General features: G+C 35.5%; 22 protein-coding genes. 19 read left to right on the top strand and 3 right to left on the bottom strand.

Annotated features, from left to right (window positions below; all coding sequences use genetic code 11):
• Positions 1-27: 27 nt before the first annotated feature.
• Together GHD00_RS01385 and GHD00_RS01380 are read left to right on the top strand one after the other, a co-directional pair.
• On the top strand, positions 28-963 hold the full coding sequence (locus GHD00_RS01385) for a carbohydrate ABC transporter permease (protein ID WP_163536296.1): 936 nt from the start codon (positions 28-30) through the stop codon (positions 961-963).
• Positions 964-972: 9 nt separating this feature from the next.
• Positions 973-1800 (top strand): carbohydrate ABC transporter permease, encoded by an 828-nt coding sequence (locus GHD00_RS01380; protein ID WP_163536295.1) that lies wholly within the window; start codon positions 973-975, stop codon positions 1798-1800.
• Positions 1801-1884: 84 nt separating this feature from the next.
• Here the strand turns inward: GHD00_RS01380 and GHD00_RS01375 are convergent, their stop codons facing one another.
• On the bottom strand, positions 1885-2919 hold the full coding sequence (locus GHD00_RS01375) for a LacI family DNA-binding transcriptional regulator (protein WP_163536294.1): 1035 nt from the start codon (positions 2917-2919) through the stop codon (positions 1885-1887).
• Between the two features lie 451 nt (positions 2920-3370).
• Between GHD00_RS01375 and GHD00_RS01370 the strand changes: the two genes are divergently transcribed.
• From GHD00_RS01370 to GHD00_RS01330, 9 genes are all read left to right on the top strand, one after another.
• Positions 3371-4807 (top strand): L-fucose/L-arabinose isomerase family protein, encoded by a 1437-nt coding sequence (locus GHD00_RS01370; RefSeq protein WP_163536293.1) that lies wholly within the window; start codon positions 3371-3373, stop codon positions 4805-4807.
• 24 nt (positions 4808-4831) lie between these two features.
• Positions 4832-5662 (top strand): transketolase, encoded by an 831-nt coding sequence (locus GHD00_RS01365; protein ID WP_163536292.1) that lies wholly within the window; start codon positions 4832-4834, stop codon positions 5660-5662.
• Positions 5659-6624 (top strand): transketolase family protein, encoded by a 966-nt coding sequence (locus GHD00_RS01360; RefSeq protein WP_163536291.1) that lies wholly within the window; start codon positions 5659-5661, stop codon positions 6622-6624. Before GHD00_RS01365 ends, GHD00_RS01360 begins: the two co-directional genes overlap by 4 nt.
• A gap of 14 nt (positions 6625-6638) precedes the next feature.
• Positions 6639-8144, top strand: a complete 1506-nt coding sequence (glpK, locus tag GHD00_RS01355) for a glycerol kinase GlpK (protein WP_163536290.1) — start codon at positions 6639-6641, stop codon at positions 8142-8144.
• Positions 8145-8262: 118 nt separating this feature from the next.
• Positions 8263-9201, top strand: coding sequence for a nucleoside hydrolase (locus tag GHD00_RS01350; RefSeq protein WP_163536289.1), 939 nt, complete (start codon positions 8263-8265; stop codon positions 9199-9201).
• Positions 9191-10114: a nucleoside hydrolase gene (locus GHD00_RS01345; protein WP_163536288.1), complete on the top strand. Its 924-nt coding sequence runs from the start codon at positions 9191-9193 to the stop codon at positions 10112-10114. Before GHD00_RS01350 ends, GHD00_RS01345 begins: the two co-directional genes overlap by 11 nt.
• Positions 10115-10266: 152 nt before the next feature.
• Positions 10267-11775 (top strand): DUF1593 domain-containing protein, encoded by a 1509-nt coding sequence (locus GHD00_RS01340; protein WP_163536287.1) that lies wholly within the window; start codon positions 10267-10269, stop codon positions 11773-11775.
• 379 nt (positions 11776-12154) lie between these two features.
• Positions 12155-13546 (top strand): MFS transporter, encoded by a 1392-nt coding sequence (locus tag GHD00_RS01335; RefSeq protein ID WP_163536286.1) that lies wholly within the window; start codon positions 12155-12157, stop codon positions 13544-13546.
• Between the two features lie 114 nt (positions 13547-13660).
• Positions 13661-15184, top strand: a complete 1524-nt coding sequence (locus tag GHD00_RS01330; protein WP_163536285.1) for a DUF1593 domain-containing protein — start codon at positions 13661-13663, stop codon at positions 15182-15184.
• Positions 15185-15319: 135 nt separating this feature from the next.
• Here the strand turns inward: GHD00_RS01330 and GHD00_RS01325 are convergent, their stop codons facing one another.
• Positions 15320-16060, bottom strand: coding sequence for an IclR family transcriptional regulator (locus GHD00_RS01325; RefSeq protein ID WP_163536284.1), 741 nt, complete (start codon positions 16058-16060; stop codon positions 15320-15322).
• 220 nt (positions 16061-16280) lie between these two features.
• Here GHD00_RS01325 and GHD00_RS01320 point away from each other — a divergent pair, with 220 nt between their 5' ends.
• Genes GHD00_RS01320 through GHD00_RS01305 form a run of 4 tightly spaced genes read left to right on the top strand, consistent with a single transcriptional unit; the run spans position 16281 to position 20359 of the window.
• Positions 16281-17231, top strand: a complete 951-nt coding sequence (locus GHD00_RS01320; protein ID WP_163536283.1) for a fumarylacetoacetate hydrolase family protein — start codon at positions 16281-16283, stop codon at positions 17229-17231.
• A complete protein-coding gene (locus tag GHD00_RS01315) occupies positions 17232-17738 on the top strand; it encodes a DinB family protein (protein WP_163536282.1) in 507 nt (168 codons plus the stop codon).
• 13 nt (positions 17739-17751) lie between these two features.
• Positions 17752-18864: a cupin domain-containing protein gene (locus GHD00_RS01310; protein ID WP_163536281.1), complete on the top strand. Its 1113-nt coding sequence runs from the start codon at positions 17752-17754 to the stop codon at positions 18862-18864.
• A gap of 55 nt (positions 18865-18919) precedes the next feature.
• A complete protein-coding gene (locus tag GHD00_RS01305; protein ID WP_163536280.1) occupies positions 18920-20359 on the top strand; it encodes a family 43 glycosylhydrolase in 1440 nt (479 codons plus the stop codon).
• Positions 20360-20918: 559 nt separating this feature from the next.
• On the opposite strand, the gene GHD00_RS01300 is transcribed toward GHD00_RS01305, so the two are convergent.
• A complete protein-coding gene (locus tag GHD00_RS01300; protein WP_163536279.1) occupies positions 20919-21803 on the bottom strand; it encodes a LysR family transcriptional regulator in 885 nt (294 codons plus the stop codon).
• A 192-nt stretch (positions 21804-21995) separates the two neighbouring features.
• Between GHD00_RS01300 and GHD00_RS01295 the strand changes: the two genes are divergently transcribed.
• From GHD00_RS01295 to phnE, 4 genes are all read left to right on the top strand, one after another.
• Positions 21996-23255: an alpha-D-ribose 1-methylphosphonate 5-triphosphate diphosphatase gene (locus tag GHD00_RS01295; protein WP_163536278.1), complete on the top strand. Its 1260-nt coding sequence runs from the start codon at positions 21996-21998 to the stop codon at positions 23253-23255.
• Between the two features lie 125 nt (positions 23256-23380).
• Positions 23381-24262, top strand: coding sequence for a phosphate/phosphite/phosphonate ABC transporter substrate-binding protein (gene phnD, locus GHD00_RS01290; RefSeq protein WP_163536277.1), 882 nt, complete (start codon positions 23381-23383; stop codon positions 24260-24262).
• Between the two features lie 27 nt (positions 24263-24289).
• Positions 24290-25051, top strand: a complete 762-nt coding sequence (gene phnC / locus GHD00_RS01285; protein WP_163536276.1) for a phosphonate ABC transporter ATP-binding protein — start codon at positions 24290-24292, stop codon at positions 25049-25051.
• Positions 25052-25065: 14 nt separating this feature from the next.
• Complete coding sequence (gene phnE, locus GHD00_RS01280) at positions 25066-25863, top strand: phosphonate ABC transporter, permease protein PhnE (protein ID WP_240468556.1); 798 nt, start codon at positions 25066-25068, stop codon at positions 25861-25863.
• Positions 25864-25875 lie beyond the last annotated feature (12 nt).

Here is a 25875-nt window from a genome sequence, read left to right as displayed (position 1 = left end):
GAACCTTGAGGGAGGTACTACTATTCCATGAGTCAAAGTACAGAAACGCAAACAATGAATTTAGATAGAAAAGAATCAAATTTGTTAAAAAGAATGAAGAAAAACAGAGCAGCTTATTTATTTATACTGCCATCCATCATATTATTGACTGTATTTATGGTATTTCCATTGATATATTCAATAATTATGAGCTTTTATAGATGGGATGGATTTTCGACACCTAATTTTTTAGGGATAGATAATTATATCAGGCTGTTAAATCATGATAATTTTTTGTTGGCATTAAAGAATAATGCTATTTTTATGGTTCTTTTCACAACTGGAACGGTTGTACTCGGTTTTTTGTTTGCGGTTGCAATATCCAGAAAAGTACCTGGGTGGAGAATTTATAAGTTTGTTTTCTTTATTCCGGTTATGCTCGTAACTGCAGTTATTGCCGTGTTATGGGGTAAAATATATGAACCATCTTATGGACTTCTAAATTCTTTTTTAGATCTGATCGGTTTAGAGTCACTTCAACAATTATGGCTAGGTAATCCGGACATCACATTGTACTCGATTATTTGTGTGGCGATATGGCAAGTAAGCGGCTGGTGTATGCTATTGTTTTTGGCGGCAATAGAAGGAATTCCGAATGAGGTGCATGATGCAGCAACTATAGATGGTGTTTCGCCTTTTCAAAGAATCATTTTAATTATTATGCCAATGGTTAAAAGAATGGGGTTTATTTTAGTCATGCTCCAAATAATTGCATCTGTAAAAACATTTGATCTTATTTATGTAATGACAGGTGGAGGACCGTTTTATGCCTCGGAAGTTTTAGGGACCATCCTTTACCGGGAAGCGTTTGAAAATCAAAGGTTTGGTTATGCTTCGTCCATTTCTGTTGTTATGACAATCATCATTGCTATTATCACTATCAGTTACCTAAAATTTACTCAAGTTTCTGAACAAGAAAAGTAGGTGAAATTTATGACAAATGGCAAAATTTCTAAATCAATAGTTGTTTTTCTACTGATACTTGCATCAGCAGCAGTAGCATTTCCACTTATTTATATGTTTATGACATCGTTAAAGACGCATCAAAATATCATTTTAAGTCCGTTCACTTTACCTTCGGAACTGCAATTTGAAAACTATTTTATAGCATGGACAGATACGAATTTAGGCTTGAATTTTCTTAATAGTATTATTGTTTCAGTCGGGACATTACTATTTTTAATTATGGTGGTATTAATGGGAGGTTATGCTCTTTCACGGTATCCATTTCCGGGGAATAAAATTGTTTTTATCGGATTGATCGCTTTGATTGCTATTCCTGTCCATTCATTATTAGTTCCTATCTATTATTTTATGGAAACATTGGGATTACGGAATAGCTTAATAGGCGTAATATTGTTGTATACAGCAATTAACTTGCCATTCAGCTTAATTATTATGCGCACATTCTTTGAACAAATGCCAAGAGCGATAGAGGAAGCGGCTGAGATTGACGGCTGTAATATTTGGCAAGTTTTTTGGCATGTGGCCATTCCGATGGCTAAAGTTCCGATTGCCACCATCGCAATTATCAATATTATTAATATTTGGAGTGAATATCTGTTTGCGTCTGTATTATTAGTTGATTCCACAGTCAGAACACTTCCAGTAGCTATTGCAATTCTTCAAAGTGGTGAGCAAGGTTTAGATCTCGGTATTTTATTTGCAGGTCTAAGTATAGTAACGATTCCAATGCTCATTATTTATTTGATTTTCTCTAAACAAATTACTCAAGGTGTAGCATCTGGAGCAGTAAAATAAAAAAATCCCTCTTATCCGAAGTAGGATAAGAGGGATTTTTATAATTCATAACAGTGATAATAACTGTCCTTAAGCGCACTCAATTTATTTTAGCTTTTTAGTTGAATTTCGTTTAATAAAGTTTGTATTAACGATCGTGCTATATTTGGTATCATTATTTTCCTCTATTTGCGAAATCAATTTATTAACAGCAATTGCTGCTATTTCTTGTTTCTTAACGTTAATAGTTGTTAGTTCTGGTGTAATAACTTGTGACTCAAAAATGTTATCAAATCCGATAACAGAAACATCTTCAGGTACTTTCACGCCTAATTCAGTTAAAGACTTAATGATACTGATAGCATTGTAATCGCACTCACAAACAAATGCTGTAGGAAGACTTTTTAAACGGTTCTTTATTTTTTCTTTAAAAGTATCTTGAGATGAAATAATAGTCGGAGAAACAGAGAAAATATTTTTGTTTAACAATTCGATTCCATGATCATCAAAAGCTTGTAACACTCCTTTTTTTCTTGTATCAAAATTATACATTCTTGCGTTTGATTCGACATAGCCAATATCTTTATGACCTAAATCGATCAAGTGTTTAGCAGCTTGATAAGCACCATAGAAATTGTTCATTACAACAAAATTAATATCCATCATTTCAACATAAGTATCTAATACAACTAGATTAGGTTGTATTTTCGATACTAACTCAATTTGTTTGGCTGATAAATTAGTTCCCAGTAACAAGATACCTGCTGATTGTTGCTCATTTTCCAATTTTAGTAACCCTTCTTCTAATTCCTCGATATTTAATGAAGATACCATTAAAGAATAATCATTTACTCCTGTCTGTTCTTTAAGATTGTTCATTAATTCTACGAAAAAAGGAAGGGTGTCATAATGTTCTGTTACGATTCCTTCATTCGTACATGCAACAAAACGCAGAATTTTAGAATTGCTTTGGAAATATTGATTAGGATTTATGATAGATCGCGGAAAGTAACCGTGCTCTTTTGCTATATTTATGATTTTCTCACGAGTAGCGTTACTTACGCCGCTTTTACCATTTAAAGCTAATGAAACAGCAGATCTAGAAACATTAGCTAATTTAGCAATATCATCAATTTTCATTTATAATGACACCTTTCCATAAATTTTTATTGTAAATAGTTTATCACTATTATATCAAAAAAAACATTAAAGTAAATATTTTTAGTTCAAATAAAAATGATTAATTTGTCTATTTATAAAGGTTTTTTGATATAAAAACGGATAACTGTATATAGTTTATAACTAAAATATTTCAGTTATATTGTTGACTTTTTTTATAAACATGATAATATTTAGATAAACAAACTAAATAATTTAAGTGTAAAAACTAAAAAGAAGCAGGTGATTGTTTAGTATCTAGTTTCTATGGAACAGTGAGAACAATTTAAAACCGTAATCATTCGGATGATAACAATTTATCATGCGAATAGAGAGGTTGAAGTAAATGGATCGTATGATCGAAATTTGAGAATGACAAAAGCGTAGTAAGTAAGCGCTTATAATATATTGCATAAATGGGGGGAATTAAATCATGGATAAAATTAAATTAGGATTTGCGCCAACAAGAAGATTTGTTTTTAGTAAAGAGGATGCTTACAAATATAAAGGTTTAATACGAGATCAAATGGAAAGCTTTGGATTGGATATTGAAATAATCGATTTGGAAGGAATCAACGATGAAGGTTTACTTTACAACAGAGCAGAAGAGCCTCAAGTTATTAAACGGTTTAGGGATGCTGGTGTAGACGCTTTGTTTTTCCCTCATTGTAATTTTGGAACAGAAGATATTGTCGCTCGAGTAGCACAAGCAATTAATAAACCAGTTTTATTATGGGGGCCAAGAGATGAAGCGCCACTAGAAAATGGAATGCGACTTCGAGATTCACAATGTGGCATGTTTGCAACAGGGAAAGTACTGCGTCGTTTCAATGTTCCGTTTACCTATATTACGAATAGTGCTGTTGATTCAGAAGTTTTTGAAAGGGGATTCAAAAACTTTATCGGTGCAGCAAATGTTGTCAAACGTTTTAAGGAACTAAGAATATTACAGATCTCAACTCGTCCGTCTGATTTCTGGTCTGTTATTTGTAATGAAGGAGAATTACTAGAAAAGTTCGGTATTCAGATTCACCCTGTAACCTTAGATGAAATTAAGCAGAAAACTTTACAGGTGGAAAAAACAGATAGTCCTGAATTGGATGAGGCTATTAAATATATTAAAGATACCCTTGATTGGAGTGAAGTGGGGGATGACCACGTTCGTCGTATTGCCTCATTAAAAGTTGCGATGAAACAACTGGCTGATCAAACTGGTAGCTCAGCGATTGCCATTCAGTGTTGGTCTACACTACAAGATATTATTGGGATTATGCCTTGTCTGGCAAACGCCATCTTAACAGATGAACAAATACCTGTAACTTGTGAAACAGATATTCATGGTGCTATTACATCTATTATGGTCCAAGCAGCTACATTAAATACATCTCCGACATTCTTTGCAGATATTACAGTTCGACATCCAGAAAATCCAAATGGAGAATTACTGTTCCATTGTGGTAACTTCCCAGTTTCACTAACTGAAGAAGATAAACCGAAGCTTAAAAGACATTTTCTATTTGAAGATCACTCACCAGGGACGCACGAAGGAAAAATTAAAGGTGGAGATATGACCATTGCTCGCTTTGACGGTGACCACGGGGAATATTCGATTCTATTAGGAAAAGCAAAAGGAATCGAAGGACCATATTCAAGAGGGTCGTACGTTTGGGTAGAAGTGAACGATTGGCCGCTTTGGGAAGAAACATTAGTAAAAGGTCCTTATATTCACCATTCTACAGGAATTCACGCTAACGTTATTCCAGTTATTTATGAAGCCTGTCAATATATTCCGGGATTAAAGCCTGATCCAGTGGATCCAACAGAACAGGAAATTAGAACGTGGTTACGCGGAAGTGACATTAATAAATAATAGAATTTAAGGAGGGTGAGGGCAATGGTAGATGCCTTGTTTTTAAAGCGAAAAGCTACGGAAATTAGGAAAGACTTACTTAAAATGATTTATGAAGCAGGTACAGGACACACAGGCTCATCTTTATCCAATACGGATATTTTAACAGCATTATATTATGGAGTGATGAGGATTGATCCTGAAAATCCGGATTGGGAAGATCGAGATCGATATGTACAGAGTAAAGGGCATGCGGTGGAATCTTATTGGGCAGTGTTGGCAGATAAAGGGTTCTTCCCCAAAGATGAACTAAGCACTTTCTCTCAATTTGGATCAAGATTAATTGGTCATCCAAATAATAAAGTGCCAGGTGTTGAAATGAATACAGGAGCATTAGGACATGGTCTTTCCATTTCGGTTGGCATGGCACTAGCTGGTAAAAAGGATAATAAATCTTATAAAGTATATACCTTAATGGGGGACGGAGAACAAGCGGAAGGGTCTGTATGGGAAGCTGCAATGGCTGCATCCCAATATAAATTAGATAATTTAGTTGGAATTATTGACCATAATCGACTACAGATTACTGGAAGTACCGCGGATGTTATGAGTAATGAGCCGTTAGATGAAAAGTGGCGAAGCTTTGGTTGGGAAGTAGTAGAAGTGGATGGTAACGATGTGGTTGAATTAGTAAACACTTTTAAGAAAGCGCCTTATGTGTCAGGTAAGCCGACGATGGTATTAGCTAATACAGTGAAGGGAAAAGGGATTTCCCTAGCAGAGAATGAAGCTGGTTGGCATCATCGAGTGCCCAAAAAAGAAGAGTATGAGCAGGCGATGGATGAACTAACTAAGCAATTGGAGGTATTGCAATGAATAATGTAGCGCTTAAAGCAAGTACCGGAAATAAAATAGCAAATAGGAAAGTAATTAGCGATACGTTGTTAGAATTAGCAAAAGTAAATAAAGATATTTTTGTTTTAACTAGTGATTCCAGAGGCTCTGCTTCGATGGTTCCATTTGCAGAAGCTCTACCTGACCAATTAATAGAAGTAGGAATTGCAGAACAAAACTTAGTTGGAATTTCTGCAGGGTTAGCTGCCTCGGGAAAGAAACCATTTGTTGCCTCACCTGCTTGTTTCTTAAGTATGAGGAGTATTGAACAAATTAAAGTGGATGTAGCCTACTCAAGAACAAATGTAAGGTTAATTGGTATTAGTGGTGGTGTGAGCTATGGTGCACTAGGTATGTCCCACCACTCTGTGCAAGATTTAGCTGTAACACGTGCCATTCCTGGATTACATGTCATGATGCCAGCTGATCGTCATGAAACGAAAAAAATGATAGAGGCATTAGTAGACTATGACACACCAGTTTATCTTCGAATTGGCCGTAACCCAGTAGAGGATTGCTATTTAAATCATGACTATGATTTTGAGATTGGGAAAGCCGTTACGATGAATGAAGGAAATGATGTGACAATCATTGCAGCAGGAGAAACAGTAAGAGTTGCATTAGATACAGCAGAAGCGTTACAAAACGATGGAATTCATACTCGAGTGCTCAATATGCATACGATTAAACCATTAGATGAAGCAGCGATTATTAAGGTGGCTCAAGAAACAGGTAGAATAATAACACTGGAAGAGCACAGTGTTTATGGTGGTTTAGGAGCAGCTGTATCAGAAGTAGTATCACAAAATCACCCTGTGCCAATGGAAATAATAGGTATTCCTGATGAACCAGCTATTACTGGTAAAACACCAGAAGTGTTTAATCATTATGGAATAAGTGCTGATAATGTTTCCAAAATCGCAAAACAAATGATTGGTTATTAAGCCGAGGTGTTGATATGAATAAAGGTTATATTCTTGGAATAGATCAAAGTACCTCTGGATCAAAGGCATTGATAGTTAACTCAGAAGGACAAATTATTTATAAAAATTCTAAGGAACATAAACAATATTATCCTTCTAATGACTGGGTGGAGCATGACCCAATTGAAATCTATGAAAATATTAAGCAGTTAATTAATGAGGCAATAGATACAGCACCTGTCAAAATTGGAGAAATAAAGGCTTTATCTATTACCAACCAAAGAGAAACAGTGGTGATATGGGATAAAGATACTGGAGAGCCTGTATATAACGCGATAGTGTGGCAATGCAGGCGAACAACTAAAATGTGTGAACAATTTAAAAATGAAGGTTATGAGGATCTAGTGAAATCAAAAACTGGATTAACGATAGACCCTTATTTTTCTGCATCAAAAGCTAAGTGGATTTTGGATAATGTTGAAGGGGCAAAAGAAAAAGCCATTCAAGGAAAGTTATTGTTAGGTACTATAGATAGTTGGATTATTTGGCAGCTAACTAACGGGGAAGTTCATGCAACAGATGTAACAAACGCTAGTAGAACACTTTTATATAATATCCACAATTTGAAATGGGACGAAGAATTGCTTGAGGTTTTTGACATTCCATACGCAATGTTACCAAAAGTGAAAAATTGTGATGACATTTATGGTGAAACGAAGGATCATAACCTATCATTAAATGTACCTATTTCTGGTGTCATTGGAGATTCGCAAGGAGCACTGTTTGGCCAACGTTGTTTTGAGAAAGGAATGGCGAAAGCAACTTTTGGTACAGGGACATCCCTTTTAGTTCATACAGATCATTTGGTAGAGGCAAATAATGGTTTAGTTACTTCGGTTGCCTGGGGATGCCAAGGTAAGGTGAATTATGCTTTAGAGGGGATTATACGTGCTACTGGTGATGTCATTAATTGGCTATATAAAGACCTTGAGTTATTCAAAGATTTTGATGAAGCAGAAGAACTTGCAAAGACCTTACCTAACAATCAAGGGGTGTATTTAGTTCCTGCATTTGTAGGGTTAGGTGCACCATATTGGAGTCCGAATACCAAGGCAGCTATTATAGGTATGAGCAGGGCAACAGGTAAAGCACATATTATTCGAGCTGGGTTAGAAAGTATTGCTTATCAAGTGAAAGATATTATTCAATTAATGGAAGAGAAAGGAGGGTTGAAAATAAAAACACTGCAAGTAGATGGGGGAGCTACTAGTAATCAATTTTTAGTCCAGTTTATAGCAGACATCTTAGGTATTAATGTTACTGCCTCCAATACTGCTGAATTATCATCCATGGGTTCCGTTTATCTTGGTGGTTTAGGTGTGGGAATTTGGGATTCTATTGATGATATCTCTGAATTAAGCCAAAGTAACAAAAGTTATCTAGCAGAGATGTCAGAAGAAGTAAGATTGAAGTTTTATCAACAATGGAAAGAAGCAGTAAATAGTGTATTAGTGGAAGATAATACAGTTATGAGTCATTAATTTCTTTTTGGTTTTCAGACTAGGAATGTAATCGCTTATATTTTATGAGGAATGTTGGATGCAAGTATCGCTAGATCTAAAATCTTATTATCAAGCTTATTGAAAGGAGCTAATAAAAATGAATTATAACTATCAAGTTCCAAAACGTAAGAAATTGAGACTGATTATTAATACGGATGCAAAAAATGAGGCAGATGATCAATTTGCCATTGCTCACGCGTTGCTTACACCTAAATTTGATATTAAAGGGATAATTGCTGCTCACTTTGGTGAAAGAAAAAGTAATCAGTCTATGGAAGATAGCTATGAAGAAATAGAAAAATTACTAGATTTAATGGATCTTCCGTCAACGGTTAATGTAGTGAAAGGAGCTCCAAAGTCAATACCTGACGAGAAAACCTCCATACTGTCAGATGGAGCACAATTAATCATAGATGAAGCAATGAAAGATGATTCTCTTCCTCTTTTTGTTATTTTCTTAGGTCCGATAACTGATTTAGCTTCTGCTTACTTACAACAACCTGAAATTGCTAATCGATTAACTGCCATATGGATCGGTGGCGGTGTATATCCTGAAGGTGGTAAAGAGTTCAACTTATCTAATGATATATCAGCTGCAAATGTTATATTTAAATCTAATATTCCGTTATGGCAAGTACCGAAAAATGTTTATCAAATGGTAAAAGTAGGTATTTCTGAATTGGAACATAAAGTTAGACCACATGGGGAAGTAGGGAAGTATTTATTTGAACAACTAGCCGAATATAACCTTAGTCCATACTGGACAAACCCGTGGGCGGATAGTTGGTGTTTAGGAGACTCGCCTGCTGTATCTCTTCTTATTGATTCACATGATTTCCATTACGAAGAAAAAGATGCCCCTTTAGTAACAGATGATATGTATTATGTAAGTGGTGCAAGTAATAGAAAAATAAGAGTGTATAACTACATTGACTCACGATTTACATTAGAAGATATGTATGCAAAGCTTGCTTTAAACTATCCTGAAAAAAGTGCAACATTAAAAGGTAATGAGGTGGTTAAAAATGAGAATTAACTACGGGGTACCTGAACATAAAAAACTTAGAGTTATCATAAATACAGATGCTAAGAATGAAGCGGATGATCAATATGCCATCGTGCATGCTCTGTTAACTCCTAAATTTGATATAAGAGGAATTATTGCAGCTCATTTTGGAAAACTTCGCTTTGGGACAGTTCCTGTGGAGAATTCTATGGAAGATAGCTTCAATGAAATTAACAAAGTATTAGATTTAATGGATTTAAAGGAAAAAGTTCCAGTAAATAAAGGTGCAGAACAAGGATTGAAAGATGAAGCTACTCCACAAATATCAGATGGAGCTAGATTAATAGTTGAAGAGGCACTAAAAAAAGATGAACAGAATCCTCTTTTTGTAATCTTTCTAGGACCAATAACAGATTTAGCATCTGCCTACTTAATGGAACCGGAGATTCAAGATAAGGTTACTGCAATCTGGATTGGCGGTGGACAGTATCCAGATGGTGGTTTTGAATTTAACCTGAGCAATGATATCAATGCGGCAAATGTAGTTTTAAAATCAAATATTGAACTGTGGCAAATTCCAGTAAATGCTTATCGCCTAATCAGAACTAGTCTTGCAGAGTTGGAACATAAAGTTAAACCACATGGGGAAATTGGGAATTATTTATTTGAACAATTAGCAGAATTAAATAATGATCCGTCCTGGCCTCTTCCATTTGGTGAGAGCTGGTGCTTAGGGGATTCGCCTGCAGTTTCTTTGATGATTGATGATCACAAAAGTGCATATCGAGAATTATCAGCACCTCGGATTACTAGTGATATGAAGTATGTACACTACCAAAAGGAAAGAAAGATTAGGGTTTATGACTATGTAGATCCACGTTTTACCTTGGATGATATGTTTTCCAAGATTTCCGTGAATTTCCCCTTAGAAAAAGTTCAATAAATCTTAAGTGGTTACCTAAACCAATACAGGTTTGTATTGGTTTAGGTTATATTTCTTGTATGAACTAATTTATTAGACTAAGTCAAAAAGTGTTTAGCAGTTAAAATGAATACTAATTAAATAGATTATAAAAGGTTAGGGTGATTTTTGAAATGGTATTAAAGGATGAAAAGAGAGATTCAAAACTTGAGTCAAGACCTCGTACTGTAGTAACAACTGATGGAGAAGTAGATGATATGAACTCCCTCATCCGTTTCTTTCTGTATTCGAATGAAGTAAATGTGGAAGGGATAGTGCTTACTAGCTCAATGTATCACTATGCTGGTGATGAAAAACGGGGCGTTGAACCGTTTAGATGGACAGGAACAGATTGGTTATATGAGATGATTGATGCCTATGAGGAAGCGTACTCAAATTTAATGAAGCATGCGGAAGGTTATCCAGAACCTGACTACTTACGTAAAGTTACGAAGATTGGGAATATTTCTGATGCAGGTGAAATGGAAGAAATAACAGAAGGGTCGGAATTTTTAAAAGAATTATTTTTGAATGATGACGAAAGAGATTTATATGTACAAACGTGGGGTGGGACGAATACTACTGCTAGAGCACTAAAGTCAATTCAAGAAAAGTATGAGGATAAGGATAATTGGGAGGAAATAAAGAAAGCGGTAAGTGATAAATTAGTTATCTATATTATCTTAGACCAAGATGAAAGTTATAACGCTTATATCGCGAAAAATTGGCCTGATATAAGAATTATCAATGACCAATCAAACTTTTGGCATTTTGCTTATGCATGGAAGTATCATGCAGACGAAGTAAACAGTAAGCTGCAAGGTGACTGGAATTATGAACATATCAAAAAAGGGCATGGAAAGTTACTAGAATTATATGCTCTCATGGGTGATGGGAATTTTATCGAGGGAGAACTTCCAGAAGAGCAGCGTGGAAGTGAAGAATACTTAAAAAATAACCCTCAGTACAACCGTTATGATTTTATTTCAGAGGGAGATTCACCTTCATTCTTCTATTTAATTAATAACGGATTACGAAGTATGGAAGATCCATCTTACGGTGGATGGGGTGGCCGATTTGGAGCTGTTAATGACAAGCTTTATAGAAATATTGTATTAGATTACGATGTTTATACAAATCGTTATGAATCGGAGTATACTTTGATGAGATGGTTTGATGACATTCAGAATGACTTCGCTGCACGGGCAGATTGGGTCATAGCTTCCAATTATGAGGAAGCAAACCACAATCCTACTCTTGAAATTAAAGAAGGATTGGACTTAGAGGTTGAGAAGGGAGAAGAAGTTACTCTCCATGCTATAGGTACAGACCCAGATGAGGATAACTTAACGTACAGTTGGTGGAGGTATTTTGAGGCGGATACATATGAGGACTCAGTAGTATCACCATTAAAAGTAGAACAAGATGCTAGAGGTGGTATGCAATTTGGTCTTCATCGAGAATTAAATAAGGGGGAAGTAACTAATAGTATTACTCTCGCAGGTAGTGATACAGATACTGTAAGCTTCACAATTCCTAAGGATGCCAAATCTGGAGATACGATTCATATCATAGCAGAAGTACAAGATGATGGAGTACATCAACTAAAGCATTACCAACGTGTGATTTTGACAGTTAAATAGTGAGGGAAAAACTTCTTGCATTTTATGTTTCAAAACAACTCTAACATCTTTAAGCTACTTCATGCTTGTTAATTCAATGCGTTAGCGAAATGTTAGATTTTCGCTAACGCATAATGGAGATCACTCTCTAGCTTTATGATGCAAAATTTGTCATAATTTAATAAAACAAAAGATTGATTACAAGATTACTAGTATTATTAAAAATACCAAAAACGAATGGCTATTATGAAGTAAACTAATATCATAGCGATAAGTAAGCGAATTTAAAAAAGTACTACCAAAACAGGAGTATTATCTGGTTTAATTTCAAAAAAAGGAAAGCGTTAACTTAAAGGTAATGAAAGCATTTATAAACAGAAATAAAAAGGAGTATTAACAAATGGCAAAACCAGCAGAAAAAATAGATTTTAATAGCGATCGAGGAAGTAATAACAATATAGGTTTTACGGAAAAATTGGGTTACGGTTTCGGTGACGCAGCAAGTAATGTCATCGTAACAGCAGCAAGTTCTTTTCTAACATTTTTCTATACAACCGTTGTGGGAGTGTCAGCTGCAGCGATCGGTACAATTTTCCTGTTATCTAAACTTTTGGATGGAGCAACTGACTTAGGAATGGGTGTTCTAATCGACAAGACAAAATCTAAATATGGTAAGGCTCGACCATGGATGTTATGGATGGCAATCCCAATGGCTATTGTCACAATTCTCTTATTTACTGTTCCATCAGGTTGGGGCAATACAGGTCAACTTATCTATATAGCCGTTACGTATAACTTATTGTTCATCGTTTATACCGCTATTAACGTTCCTTATGGTACGTTGAATTCATTAATTACACAAGATCAGCATCAACGTTCAGTATTAAATATATTTAGAATGAGTAGTGCTCTTATCACAATGTTGATAATTGTAAATGTTACATTACCTATTGTAAATGTATTTGGTGGTAATCAAAGTGGTTGGATCATTGCATTTTCTATATTCTCTGTTGTTGGTGCGGGATTATTTTTAGTAACATTTTTTACAACTAAAGAAAGAGTGCGTCCTGCAAATGCCGAAAGTGCAAGTGAGAATATTCCATTTAAAGTTGGTTTTAAAGCACTACTTAAAAATAAATATTGGGTAATGATGCTTTTCCTTATGGTGCTCATGTATGTATTTCAAAGTTTCATCACTGGTGTAACGATTTATTATGCGGAATACCTATTAGACAGTGCAGGGCTAGTTGGTTTATTAACTACTATTTTACTAGTTCCAGCAATTTTAGGGATGGTTTTCATGTCACCAATTTTAAAAAGGTTTGGGAAAAGAAATACCTTCATAGCTGGTGCATCTCTCATTATCTTAGGAAGTTTATTAGTATTAGTTAACCCAGAAAGTACAATGATTGTCTATGCTGCTACAGTTATTCGAGGTATTGGTATGGCTCCATTAGCAGGTACAATTTTTGCGATGTTAGCGGATACAATTGAATATGGAGAGTGGAAAACAGGAGTTCGTACAGAAGGCTTAGTCTATAGCGGTGGTAGTTTTGGTACTAAAGTTGGTGGTGGTCTTGGTTCAGCAATGCTCGGTTGGATCCTAGCAGCAGGTGGATTTATTAGTAATGGTGATGCTATTCAACCAGACTCAGCTATCACTGCAATCATATTCATGTTTGTATGGATACCAATTATCGTAAGTGCGATTATGATAGTAATATTATCTTTCTATAAATTAGATAAACTTTATCCACTAATTGTTAAAGATTTACAAGAAAGAAATAGCTAAACAACGATAGCCATGTTTTGTTTTATAAAGGTAATTTTCACTTTTAAATTCGTTCGAGTAAGGTGAAACATCGTAATAAGTCAAAAAAGTCAACTTGTGGATGGAGGTATTAATATGGTCAGAGATAAAAAGCTTCGTACCGTAGTTATGCATGACCCAGAGCTTGATGATCAAAATACTATAGTTCGATATTTACTATACAGTAATCAGTTTGAAACAGAGGGACTAATCTACTCTAGTAGTATGTTTCATTGGAAAGGTGATGGGAAGGGGACATTATTTCATGGGGAATCTGAACATTCTAATTTTGATTTAGGCCCCATTAGCAGTTGGCGATGGGATGAAGGTTCACGTTTTATAGAGGAAGCGGTTGATATTTATGCTGAAGTTTATCCAAATCTTTCGGTTCACGCAGAAGGTTACCCCGCCCCCGATGCGTTACGATCTCGTATTTATGAGGGAAACATAGATTTCCCAGGAAATATTTCCAAAGATAGTCCAGGGTCGAATCTCATCAAGAAATTGATTCTAGATGATAAGCCGGGTCCGCTATATTTGTTAACGGGTACAGGTCAATCAACAATTGGAAGAGCACTTAAATGTATAGAAGAAGAATTCAAGCATACAGAACAATGGAAGCGAATTTATCATAAAGTTTCTAAGAAGGTTATTATCCAGTCTTTCGGTGATCAAGATGGTGTTTATGAAAACTATATTTTTCCCAATTGGCCAGGTATAGAATTTCGTCAAATGGCAACAACCATTTGGGGGTATTTCGCACGTCAAGTTGTTCTTAAGGAAGATCGCCATTACCTTTCAGCTGCATGGACGAGAGAGAATGTTTCCAAGGTCGGTCCATTTGGAGAGTTTTATGTGGTCTGGGGTGATGGAAAACAAATGCATAATAATGATATTACTGATTTCTTCGGTTTTAGTGGAGTGACTGTAGAACAACTTAAGGAACTCGGTTATTCACCATGGTATGGAAATGTTGAAGAGCCTGGTTCTTGGATATCTGAGGGAGATACATCGATGTTCATGAACCTTTTGGACAACGGGCTTGATGGTCATGTAGATGCGAGCTATGGTGGCTGGGGAGGCCGAAATGGTAAAGATGTGGACCCTGATGGTGTTGCTTCTAAAGATTATTCTTCTTCATGTTGGTTCGGAGCTGCTCAACGAGACTTTGCAGCAAGACTTAAGTGGACGGTTACATCTAAATATGAAGATGCTAATCACCAACCTATAGTAAATGTAGTTGATTTAGAGAGCAACATCGTCCGCCCCGGGCAAACGATAACTTTAAAAGGAGTTGTTAAGGATCCAGATGGTGATCATCTCACAGGTCGTTGGTGGCAATACAAGGAAGCAGGTACTTATCCAGGAGAGGTAGAACTAATTTCCATAGGGGAGAGCCAAAACACTAAGCCGAAATACACTTATCCCTTTAACGTTCCTTCTCCAAGTTCACTCCAAATTGCTGAGATGACAAGAGACGAAATCGAGATAACGAGTCAATTTACTGTACCAACGGATGCTGCCGATGGACAAACATTACACTTTATTCTCGAAGCTTGGGATAATGGTGATAATCCTTTAACCTCATACAAGAGGGTCGTATTGACTGTTGCAAGATAAAAACATAACTAAAAAAGGAAAAATCCGAACATGTTTGAATTCTGATTAAAATTTCAAATTATTGTTCGGATTTTTCTTTAGTTAAAATATTTTCCTCCCATTCAAGTATAGTGCTATATAAGTTAAGTCATCTGCTTAGTTATAGTCGCTCATAGAAATTTCATTTTGTATTTTTTGTAGATATTTACTGAGAGAATCTTCCACCGTTTCTGGAACGAAAGATGAAAACCCGACCACCGTTAAAATTCCAATTAACTCGTTTGCATAGTTTAATACAGGAATAGAAACGGATGACACTGATGGGATCAAAGGTTCTTTTGCAAATGCAATTTTTTCCTTATGTATAAGTTGTATTTCATTTTCATCGCTTATGATAGAAGGATCATCACTTTCTCTCCAATGCTTTGTTTTTTGACTATCCCCAAACACATAAAAAATTTTACCAGCAGAAGAGTTCGGAGGTAATAATGTTCCTATCTCAGCACCTATATTTAGTATTTGATTGGATCTTGTCATATTTGCAATTACAGGTCCGTTGAATGTAGGCACTGCAAAAATTGTCGAATTATTTGTGTATTCACTAATCGAATGTAAGTAAGGTGTAATCATGGCGAAAATATCTTGATTACCAATTGCTGTCATTCCATATTGAATTAATTTTGATCCTAAATAATAGAGTCCACTATGTTCATCTCGAAAAATTAAATCATCTAGTAATAGGGTATTGATATATTTATATAAATTACTCTTAGTTACGTTTGTCTTCTCTTGAATTTCGGTAATTTTCAACGGTCTCTTCTCTTCCATTAATGCATCAATAATCGAGAATCCTATTTTTAGTGATTGAATTGTATCTTTACTTTTTTTGTTTGCCATTGCAATTCTCCTTACGGTGAATAAAGAATAATGAATTTAAAATTGTAAATGAATGAACGTCATACGATATTTTATCAATTATAACATTGACAATCAGGAATGTTCCAGCGTATAATTTTATATATAATATAATATAATATATTATCATAATAGTGGAATTAGAAGGAGTTCTTTTTAAAAAAGATGAAAGAGAAAAAAATATAGGAAAAGAGGAGATAAAATGAAACTGATTACGTATACCGTAGATGGTTACTCAAGACTTGGAGCAATAACAGATGGCAATAAAGTTATTGATTTAAACTTTGCGTATCAAGCACAACTACAAAGTGAAGGGAAATATCGCTATAAAGAAATTGCAGAAGCTTTTATACCATCGGAAATGAAAACGTTCTTACAGGGTGGGAAAGAAAGTATGGATTTAGCAAAGCATGCAGTAGAATATGCCTTGAAACATGCAAATTCATTTCCGCATAAACTTGTATATAACAAAGATGCAATTAAAATAGAAGCACCATTAAATTCTCCAGAAAAAATGGTTTGTGTCGGTCATAATTATCGCGAACACATCTTGGAAATGGGGAGGGAATTACCAACTAATCCAGTTCTATTTGCTAAATTTCCAAACACCATTATTGGTCCAGAAGATGATATACCATATTATCCAATATCCGAACAGTTAGATTATGAAGCTGAATTTGCTTTTATTGTAGGGAAACAAGCATGGAATGTTTCGGAGCAAGAGGCATTAGAGTACGTCGCTGGATACACGATTGTTAATGATGTGACCTACCGTGATATTCAACGTCGAACCTTGCAATGGTTACAAGGAAAAGCAGTGGAAGGAAGTGCACCAATGGGACCGTGGATCGTAACTTCTGATGAATTGACAGATCCTTCTGGACTAGAAGTTGTCCTTACAGTAAATGGAGAAGAACGCCAACACTCTAATACAAAGAATCTAGTTTTTACAGTACAAAAGCTGGTGGCGTTTTTATCTAAGTTAATGAAACTTGAACCAGGCGATGTTGTTCTCACAGGTACGCCAGGTGGAGTCGGAGCTGCACGTGATCCACAAGTTTTTTTAAAAGACGGCGATGTCGTCAATATCACAGTAAATGGAGTTGGCACTCTAGAAAATAAAGTTGTGTTACAGAAAGGAGTGGAATCATAAATGGCAGACTCAAAAGTAGAAATGTATATTAAATCCATTACTAGTTCACTTGAAAAAATAGTAGAAACCATTGAAACTATATCAGAAGAAGAGATCCGTTGGAATCCATCTACTGAAGAATGGTCTATTTTGCAAATCTTAAGCCATATTAATGAATCTACCTTCTTTTGGCTATCAGAATTGGATGCGATTTTAGAAAGGCCTGGATTCGAATGGGGGCGGGGGTTGCAGCATGATGAACGTTTAGCTGCAGTAAATTCACCTGATGAATTAAAGGTGGCAGAAGTGATACCAAAAATAAAAGGATTGAAACAAGAAATAATAAACCGTTTATCCCAAGTTAGTGACGAACGATTACTAGAAGAGAACCCACACCGAAACTATAAAAAATTCGGGGATAAGCCTATTTCATTTTTGATAGAACATTTTTTAGTGGATCATATGGAAGGACACTATCATCAGATTCAGCGAAACCTATCCAAATTCAAGGATACAACATCAAAATAAAGGAGATGTTTCCATGGCGGAGAAGGCAAGTTATCTTCAAGATCAAGATGTGAAAGACTTTACGAACGATATTCAACAGTACAACCTAGGCCCATTATGGGAAGCTATTCCAGAAGTAATGAATAAAACGCCAAAAACACACGCACAAGCCTATTTATGGTCTAAAGAATTATTAGAAAAGAAACTAATGGAAGCAGCGGAAATATTTACGCCTGAACGTGGAGGTGAACGTCGAGCGATCTATTTTCAAAACCCTGGTCTTATCTATCGTCAGCCATGGGGCCATGTTTCAACAACGCAAACATTATATGCTGCCGTTCAACTTCTCTTACCTGGTGAACAAGCTCCTTCCCATCGTCATACACAGAGTGCCATTCGTTTTGTGACGGAGGGAGAAGGTGCTTATACCATTGTGCAGGGTGAGCGAATTTTTATGGAGGAAGGAGATTTTCTAACAACTCCTAAAAACTTATGGCATGGGCATGGCCATCTTGGGGAAAATAGAATGATTTGGATGGATGCACTTGATATTCCAACCATTTATAACATTGGTGGTACGTTTTTTGAGCCGTATGAGGCGGGACTTCAACAGCCAAATGTTCCGGATAATTTCTCTGAAAAGCGATACAGAGGAGGAATGGTACGTCCTGTGGGAGATGAAAAATTCGATGTTGCACCACTAGCAAACTATAAATGGGATCGAACGGTCGCTGGAATTGAAGGGTTAAAGGAATTCGAACCAGACCCAAACCATGGTTTTGCGGTGGATTATATGAACCCAACTACTGGTCAATCAGCAAATCCAACAATGGGTTCACGTATGCAATTTCTACCTAAAGGATTCAACACAAAAGCACTTCGTCATACACATTCAACCATTTATCATGCGTATAAAGGGCATGGGTATACCATTATTAATGGCATACGCTTCGATTGGAAAGCGGGTGACTACTTTGTCGTTCCAAGCTGGGCATGGTATGAGCACATATCTGCGGAAGATGCCTATCTATTTTCGGTAAATGACCTTCCGATTATGAACCGATTTGAACTAGAAAGAGAAGAACAGTATGACAAAAACAAAGGACATCAGACAGTAACAGGTGAATTCAAACCCGATTTAAGATAAGATTATTTTTCAGATAACGCTACTTTTAAAAAAGTTATTCCTAATGGAGGTTACTATGGAAAATCAAGCATTTAACCCCTATTTACCAAATTATGAATATGTACCTGATGGTGAGCCTTATGTATTTGGAGATAGAGTGTACGTCTTTGGTAGTCATGATAAATTTAATGGAACGATGTTTTGTGAGAATGATTACGTATGCTGGTCAGCTTCAGTGAACAATTTAAGTAAATGGAGAAATGAAGGTGTCATTTATAAAAAAACACAGGATCCCATGTGGCAAAAAGGATATAAACTTTTTGCACCAGATGTACAAAAAGGAATGGACGACAGATATTATTTGTACTATGCATTTGATTTTCTTGGAGTTATTTCAGTTGCTGTTTCTGATTCGCCAGCAGGTAAGTATGAATTTTATGGGCATGTACAATATCACGATGGAACATTACTTGGTGCGCGAAAGGAAGATGGATTTCAGTACGATCCAGCTGTATTTGTAGATGATAATAATAAAGTATATTTATACTCAGGGTTTTGTCCAGTGAGTTTTCCATGGGAAAAATTTGGTGTTAAAGAACAAACTATTAAAGGGGGGATGGTAATCGAGTTGGAAGAGGATATGCTTACTGTAAAGGAAGGCCCTAAGTATATTTTTCCTGATAAGCTACATGGAGCGGGTACAAGTTTTGAGGGACATGAGTTTTTTGAAGCACCTTCCATGCGAAAGATTGGAGATACCTACTATTTTATTTATTCTTCTATTAATAAGCATGAATTATGTTATGCAACATCCAAAAGTCCAGCAGAAGGCTTTCAATATAGAGGCACCATTATATCTAATGGTGATATCTACTTCAATGGAAGAACTGCCAAGGAACGACTGAATTATACAGGTACGAATCATGGTAGTATTGTTGAAATAAATGGTCAATGGTATGTATTTTATCATAGGCAAACGAATAGGCATCCATTCTCACGACAGGGGTGCGCGGAAGAAATTCACATTGAATCTGATGGAAGCATTAAGCAAGTTGAAATGACGAGTTGTGGACTAAATGGAAAACCTTTAATTGGGAAAGGTGAATATTTTGCATATATAGCCTGTAATCTCATAAGTAGGTTTGGTGCAGTTCATTATAACGTTGGTGTTGAAATTGATGATATACATCCTTACTTCACTCAAGAAGGTGAGGATAGAGAAGATAACCCTAATCAATATATTACAAACATGACAGACGGTGCAATTGCTGGGTTTAAGTATTTTGAGTGTGTGGATGTTACTCAAATATCAGTGAAAGTTAGAGGACAAGGAAATGGAGAACTTCAGGTAAGCACAATTCTTGGTGGTGAAAAGATTGCAAGAATTTCTATTAATGCAGGAGAAGAATGGCATATTGCTACAGCACCTATTCATATTAAAAGTGGTGTTAATGCATTATGTTTCACATATCAGGGTGATGGTGCGATAGATTTTTATTCCTTTATAATAAAATGAAAGTATAAATGAAAAGTAATCGGCACGTTTTCATGCTATCCTACACCATGTTCCTTCACCGAATTCTGTATTACCACGTTTAGGCCATTCTTCTAACATTACATTTTGATAACTTCATTTGTAGATACGAATGGAAATGAATACTTGATAAATAGTTTTCCAAATAAAAGATTGAAAGCTGGTATGCATGCGAATGATATTGTTATTATTTGTCTGGATAGTATACCTCATACTGTTTTAGAACTGATGCAAGATAACCATTTCAGAAAACAAATATCAATTATTGAAAAATCATAATGAGGAAGTCGTCTATAATAGAGTTAGACTAATTGATCTTCCTCAATCAGGGCGCAATCTTAGAAGAATGGGGTTGCGCTATATTTTTTTGGCCAGAGTTTTTAACAGGAGATCTAAATACACTGGTATGGAAGTATTTCAAGTTCACGAATGAGTGATTATGGTCTCACCATGCGTGATGTCGAAACAGGTGAAATGATATGACTTTGACAATTTGTTTAACCTATATCTATTTATTAGCTATTAAACTTCAAATTGGTCTTTAGTACATCCTTAACGTGTGTAGTTCATTTTCAAATGCTTGAAGTGCTTGTGTTTTTTTCTGCTTTTTTAGACTAACTATATAAAAGCTTCTAGATAGCTTGCGATTTTGTAATCTTGTCATATTTAGATAACCCGATTCTATATCTTTTTTAATAATAAACTTAGACACAATTGAAATTCCTAAGTCGGTCGAAACAGCTTCTTTTAGTGCTTGACTGCTGTTAAAAATGAATGATCGCTTTAACGTCAATCCTAATTCAGCAAACAATTGGTCAACATAGGCACGTGTACCAGAGCCTCTTTCCCGCAGAATCCATGTCTGATCTACTAGCTGATTATTTTGTATGAATTCGTGTTTTGAAAAAGGGTGGTTAGTAGGAGTAATAATAACTAATTCGTCATCCATTAGCTTATTAGTTATTAAATCGGATGATCTTACATCCTCACTAATTAATCCAATATCTATATCACCAGCACGAAGTTTTTTAATAATAGAATCATTATTTTCTATTGTCGTTTTAATATCAACTAAAGGATAGTCTTTAGTGTAAGAGGATAACATCCTTGGCAATATCGATTCACCAATAGAAAGTCCTGCACCAATCCGTAGAATACCTCCAATTTCGTTATTTAGCTTCCGAATTTCTTCTTTCGCTTCTTCGTATAAAGCAATCATGTTTTTTGCCCTTTTATAGACAATTTGTCCAGCCTCTGTAATCTTAACATATTTCGGAGTACGGTCTAATAACTGTACACCCATATCTTTCTCCAAATTTCTAACCTGTTGACTGACACTAGGTTGGGTTAAATACAATTGTTCAGCGGCTTTAGAAAAACTTTCTAATTCTACCACAACTACAAATACCTTCAATGGTTCTATCATTTTATTAACACTCACTTTACGTGGGATTTAACAACTTTTAATATTAGTTTTTCCAATAACAATCATAGCTTTTTCTTATTGTACCATAGGAATTTTCTATGGTTATAATTTTTGTAGCAGGACGAATAAAACATCTTTTCTTTGTGGAACAACTTAAAAAAATACAAAGTTAATAAAGTAGGAGGAATTATCTTGAGCAAAATATGGATCAAAAATGGGATGATTGTCACACCTAAAGAAAGCTTTGTGGGAGGTCTCATTGTCATTGACGGTAAAATATCAGAGATTTTAAAAGAAGAAGAATTAGTAACAGTTCAACCTGCTATAGAAAAGGATATGGAAGTCTATGATGCAAAAGGCAGTTATATTATTCCTGGTTTAGTAGATTTACACGGAGATGCACTAGAAAAGATCATTCAACCGCGCAAGAAAGTGCTTTTTCCAGTTGACTTTGCTCTTCGTGTTATACAGCCACAGCTATTGTCATCAGGTATTACCAGTATGTATCATGGTGTTTCTTTTACCGGAGAAGCCGGTATAAGGTCTAATGAAAATGGTTATGAAATTGCAAAGGAGATTAACAGACTAAGTAGTAGCCCTAATACCTTATTAAGACACCATCTCCATCTTCGCTATGAATTAGTGAATCATCTTGGTTTAGATACAATTACAGAATTAATAAAAAAAGGGTGGGTAAGTTTACTTTCCATCATGGACCATACTCCTCAGTATGGAAAATATAGGACGTTGGATGAGTACAAGTATTATGTTGAAAAAACTCATCAGATTTCTGGTGAAGATTTAGATCAATACATTGAAAAACAGCGGGCGAAACGTGATGCTGTTGATCCAGAAGCTGAATTAAAGTTAATAAGAACAGCAAAACAATATCGAATTCCGGTAGCTTCTCATGATGATGATACATCAGATAAAGTAAGGACAAATGTAGAAAAAGGAATCCAAATTTGTGAATTTCCATTAAATGAAGAGGCTGCTAGTTCACTTAGAGAGGTTGATATAGACGGTGTTGTAGGCGGGCCTAATGTTCTAAAAGGTTTCTCTCATGAAAAAAATCTTTCAGCTCGAGAAGCGTTGACAAATGGCTGGACAAATATCATTTGTTCTGATTATTACCCATTTTCTTTACTTTCGGCTATCTTCATTCTAGCTGATGAAGGAATTCCATTACCTCAAGCAGTTGCATTTGCAAGTTTAAATCCTGCAAAAGCAGTTGGTATAGATCATACCCTTGGATCACTAGAGAGAGGGAAAGCAGCAGATTTATTAATAGTTAATCGTGACGTTCAAGTTAATCCACCAATAGTTATTAGAGCTATGGTTGATGGGAAATGGAATTATTCCATTTCTAATAATTTTGAGAAAAAGGAGGAGAATTTACATTATATTCACAGTGATTTAACAGTAAAAAGTTATGGTAGTAGTAAGCAGTAATAGAAAATTGGTACTACTAAGAATAGCAGTAATTAGCAGGGAAGTTAACAACATAGAGGTTTCAAAATTCAATTCCGATTAAACTTATGTATTTACATTAAATTAACTAAAGGAGAGGTTAACTTATGTTTAGGAAATTTGTAATGTTGCTTGCTATATTATGTATTGTTGCTGGTTGTAGTCAAACATCTTCTGCAAAAAATGATGCTATTCGTTTTACAGTGACGGATTTAAAAGGTTTAGAAGAATTAAAAAGAGATTTTGGGCCTTTTCAGGAAGCGTTAAGCGAAGCTTTAGACCGAGAAGTTAAGTTATTTCCAGTTTCTGACCGTACAGCAGCTGTTAGTGCTTTAAAATCAGATCAAGTTGACCTTGTTTTAACTGGTCCTGCTGAATATGTGATTATTAAAGAAATTACAAATTCAACTCCATTAATTGGAATCTCTCGTCCGGGTTATCGCTCTGAGATTGCAGTTCTTGCAGATAGTGGCATTAATAGCCTAAGTGAATTGGAAGGTAAGAAAATAGCAATGTCTGACATTGGCTCTACAAGCGGTCATATCGGACCATCTAAGATACTTTTTGATGCTGGACTTCAAAATGGAAAAAACATTGAGACAGTTATGTTAGGAGATGCAGATCGCCAAGCATTTTACAATGGAGATGTTGCTGCATGGGGTGGAAATCCAATCGATTTGGAGCATTTCATTGAATCTAATGACAACATATCAAAAGAAGATTTTAAAGTTATTAAAGAAGGGCCGATCCTTCCAAATGACATTTTTATTGCGAATACAAACACATTAACTGAAGACGAAATTGCTGACATTCGTCATTCTGTATTAGAAAACGAACAGACTATTATTGATAGCATCCTTTCTGTAAAAGCTAATGATAAATATGAAGGAACAGAATTAGTTGAAGCAAAAGATGAACAATATGACTATGTTCGTGGAGCGTATGAAGCTATTGGTGTCACTGATTTAACTGAATTTGTTGGTGATTAATTATTTTCTATCCAATGGGGGAAAACAATGAATTTTAAAACAGAGAATCTATGTAAGAGGTTTTCGGATGGCCATTACGCTTTAAGAGATATTAGCTTTACGGCTAAGGAAGGACAAAGTATTGCTATTATCGGTCCGAACGGTGCGGGTAAATCAACATTAATTAAGTGTCTGGTTGGATTAGAAGAGATTACCTCTGGCAGCATTTCATTTGGACAAGTTGAAATAAGTAATATGAACAAAAAGAATTTAAGAGAGCTTAGAAAGAACATTGGTTTTGTTTTTCAAAATTTTAATTTGATACAAAATTTATCAGTATTCCATAATGTTCTATTTGGTACGATGGGTAGAAAAGCGAACCCGCTTTCATGGTTCCCATTGACGGCAAGTAAAGAAGATAGGGAGCTTGTTATGTTTCATCTAGATAGAGTTGGACTGGCAGATCATGCAAAGAAACGCGTTGATCACTTATCAGGAGGGCAACAGCAAAGGGTAGCAATAGCTAAAATGCTTATGCAAAAGCCTAAAATGATTATCGCTGATGAACCAGTAGCTAGTTTAGACCCTAAATCAGGCCTTGAAGTGATTGAACTTCTAAGTACTATTTCCAGGGAAGAAAGCTTAACAGTAATCTCTATTTTACATCAATTAGATTTTGCCAGAAATTATTTTGATAGAATTATAGGATTAAAAAAAGGGCAGATAGAAATGGATAAGCTTACTAGTAATGTTTCTAAAGAAAATCTTGATTTGATTTATAGTAATCCTCTAGAGGAAATCATTGTCTGATTGGTGTTGATATCATGAATAGAGAACTTGTTAATAAGATGCCAGGCCGTTGGAAAAAAACTTCTTTTTCAACAACAATAATTTTAGTACTTGTAGCTACATTACTTGTTCATGGCTTACAAAGAAGTGAATTGACCATTACCCGTCTTACGGATGGAATTTGGCGGCTTGGTGATTTTATTACTCAAGCTTTTCCACCGGATTTTAGTAGAATCACCAATATTCTTATAGCTTCATTTGAAACCTTTGAAATTGCATTGATAGGAACAATATTTGGTGCATTACTTAGTGTTCCGTTAGGGGTCTTAGCTGCACGAAATACGACACCACATAAAAGTGTGTATTTCATAGCTAGAGGGATTATCTCTTTTCTAAGAGCAATTCCAGATCTAGTTTGGGGTTTAATCTTTGTGGTAACAATCGGTCTTGGTCCAGCACCTGGTATATTTGCAATAACTGTTGATGTTATCGGTTTTTGTGGTCGCTTTTTTGCAGAAAGGATTGAAGAAATTGATTCGGGGCCAATGGATTCATTAAAGGTTAGCGGAGCATCTAAACTTGCTATTGTTACTGGCGCTATTCTCCCGGCAACACTTCCGTCTTTTATTGCTACATGCTTATTTTCATTAGAACAATCAGTTCGGTCTGCAATCATCTTAGGTTTAGTAGGTGCAGGTGGAATAGGTGTTGAGTTGCAAACATCTATGCAACTATTTCGATTCAAGGAAGCATTAACCATTATTCTTATTATATTTGCCATTGTTTTAGGGGTAGAGAGAGTTTCCGCCTACTTCCGAAGTAAAATAATATGAAATAAAAGAGCA

It is taken from the genome of Gracilibacillus sp. YIM 98692, assembly GCF_010993965.1.
GTDB lineage: Bacteria > Bacillota > Bacilli > Bacillales > Amphibacillaceae > Gracilibacillus.
The sequence above is the reverse complement of the archived record's forward strand: the minus strand, read 5'-3'. Positions and strand labels throughout refer to the sequence as shown.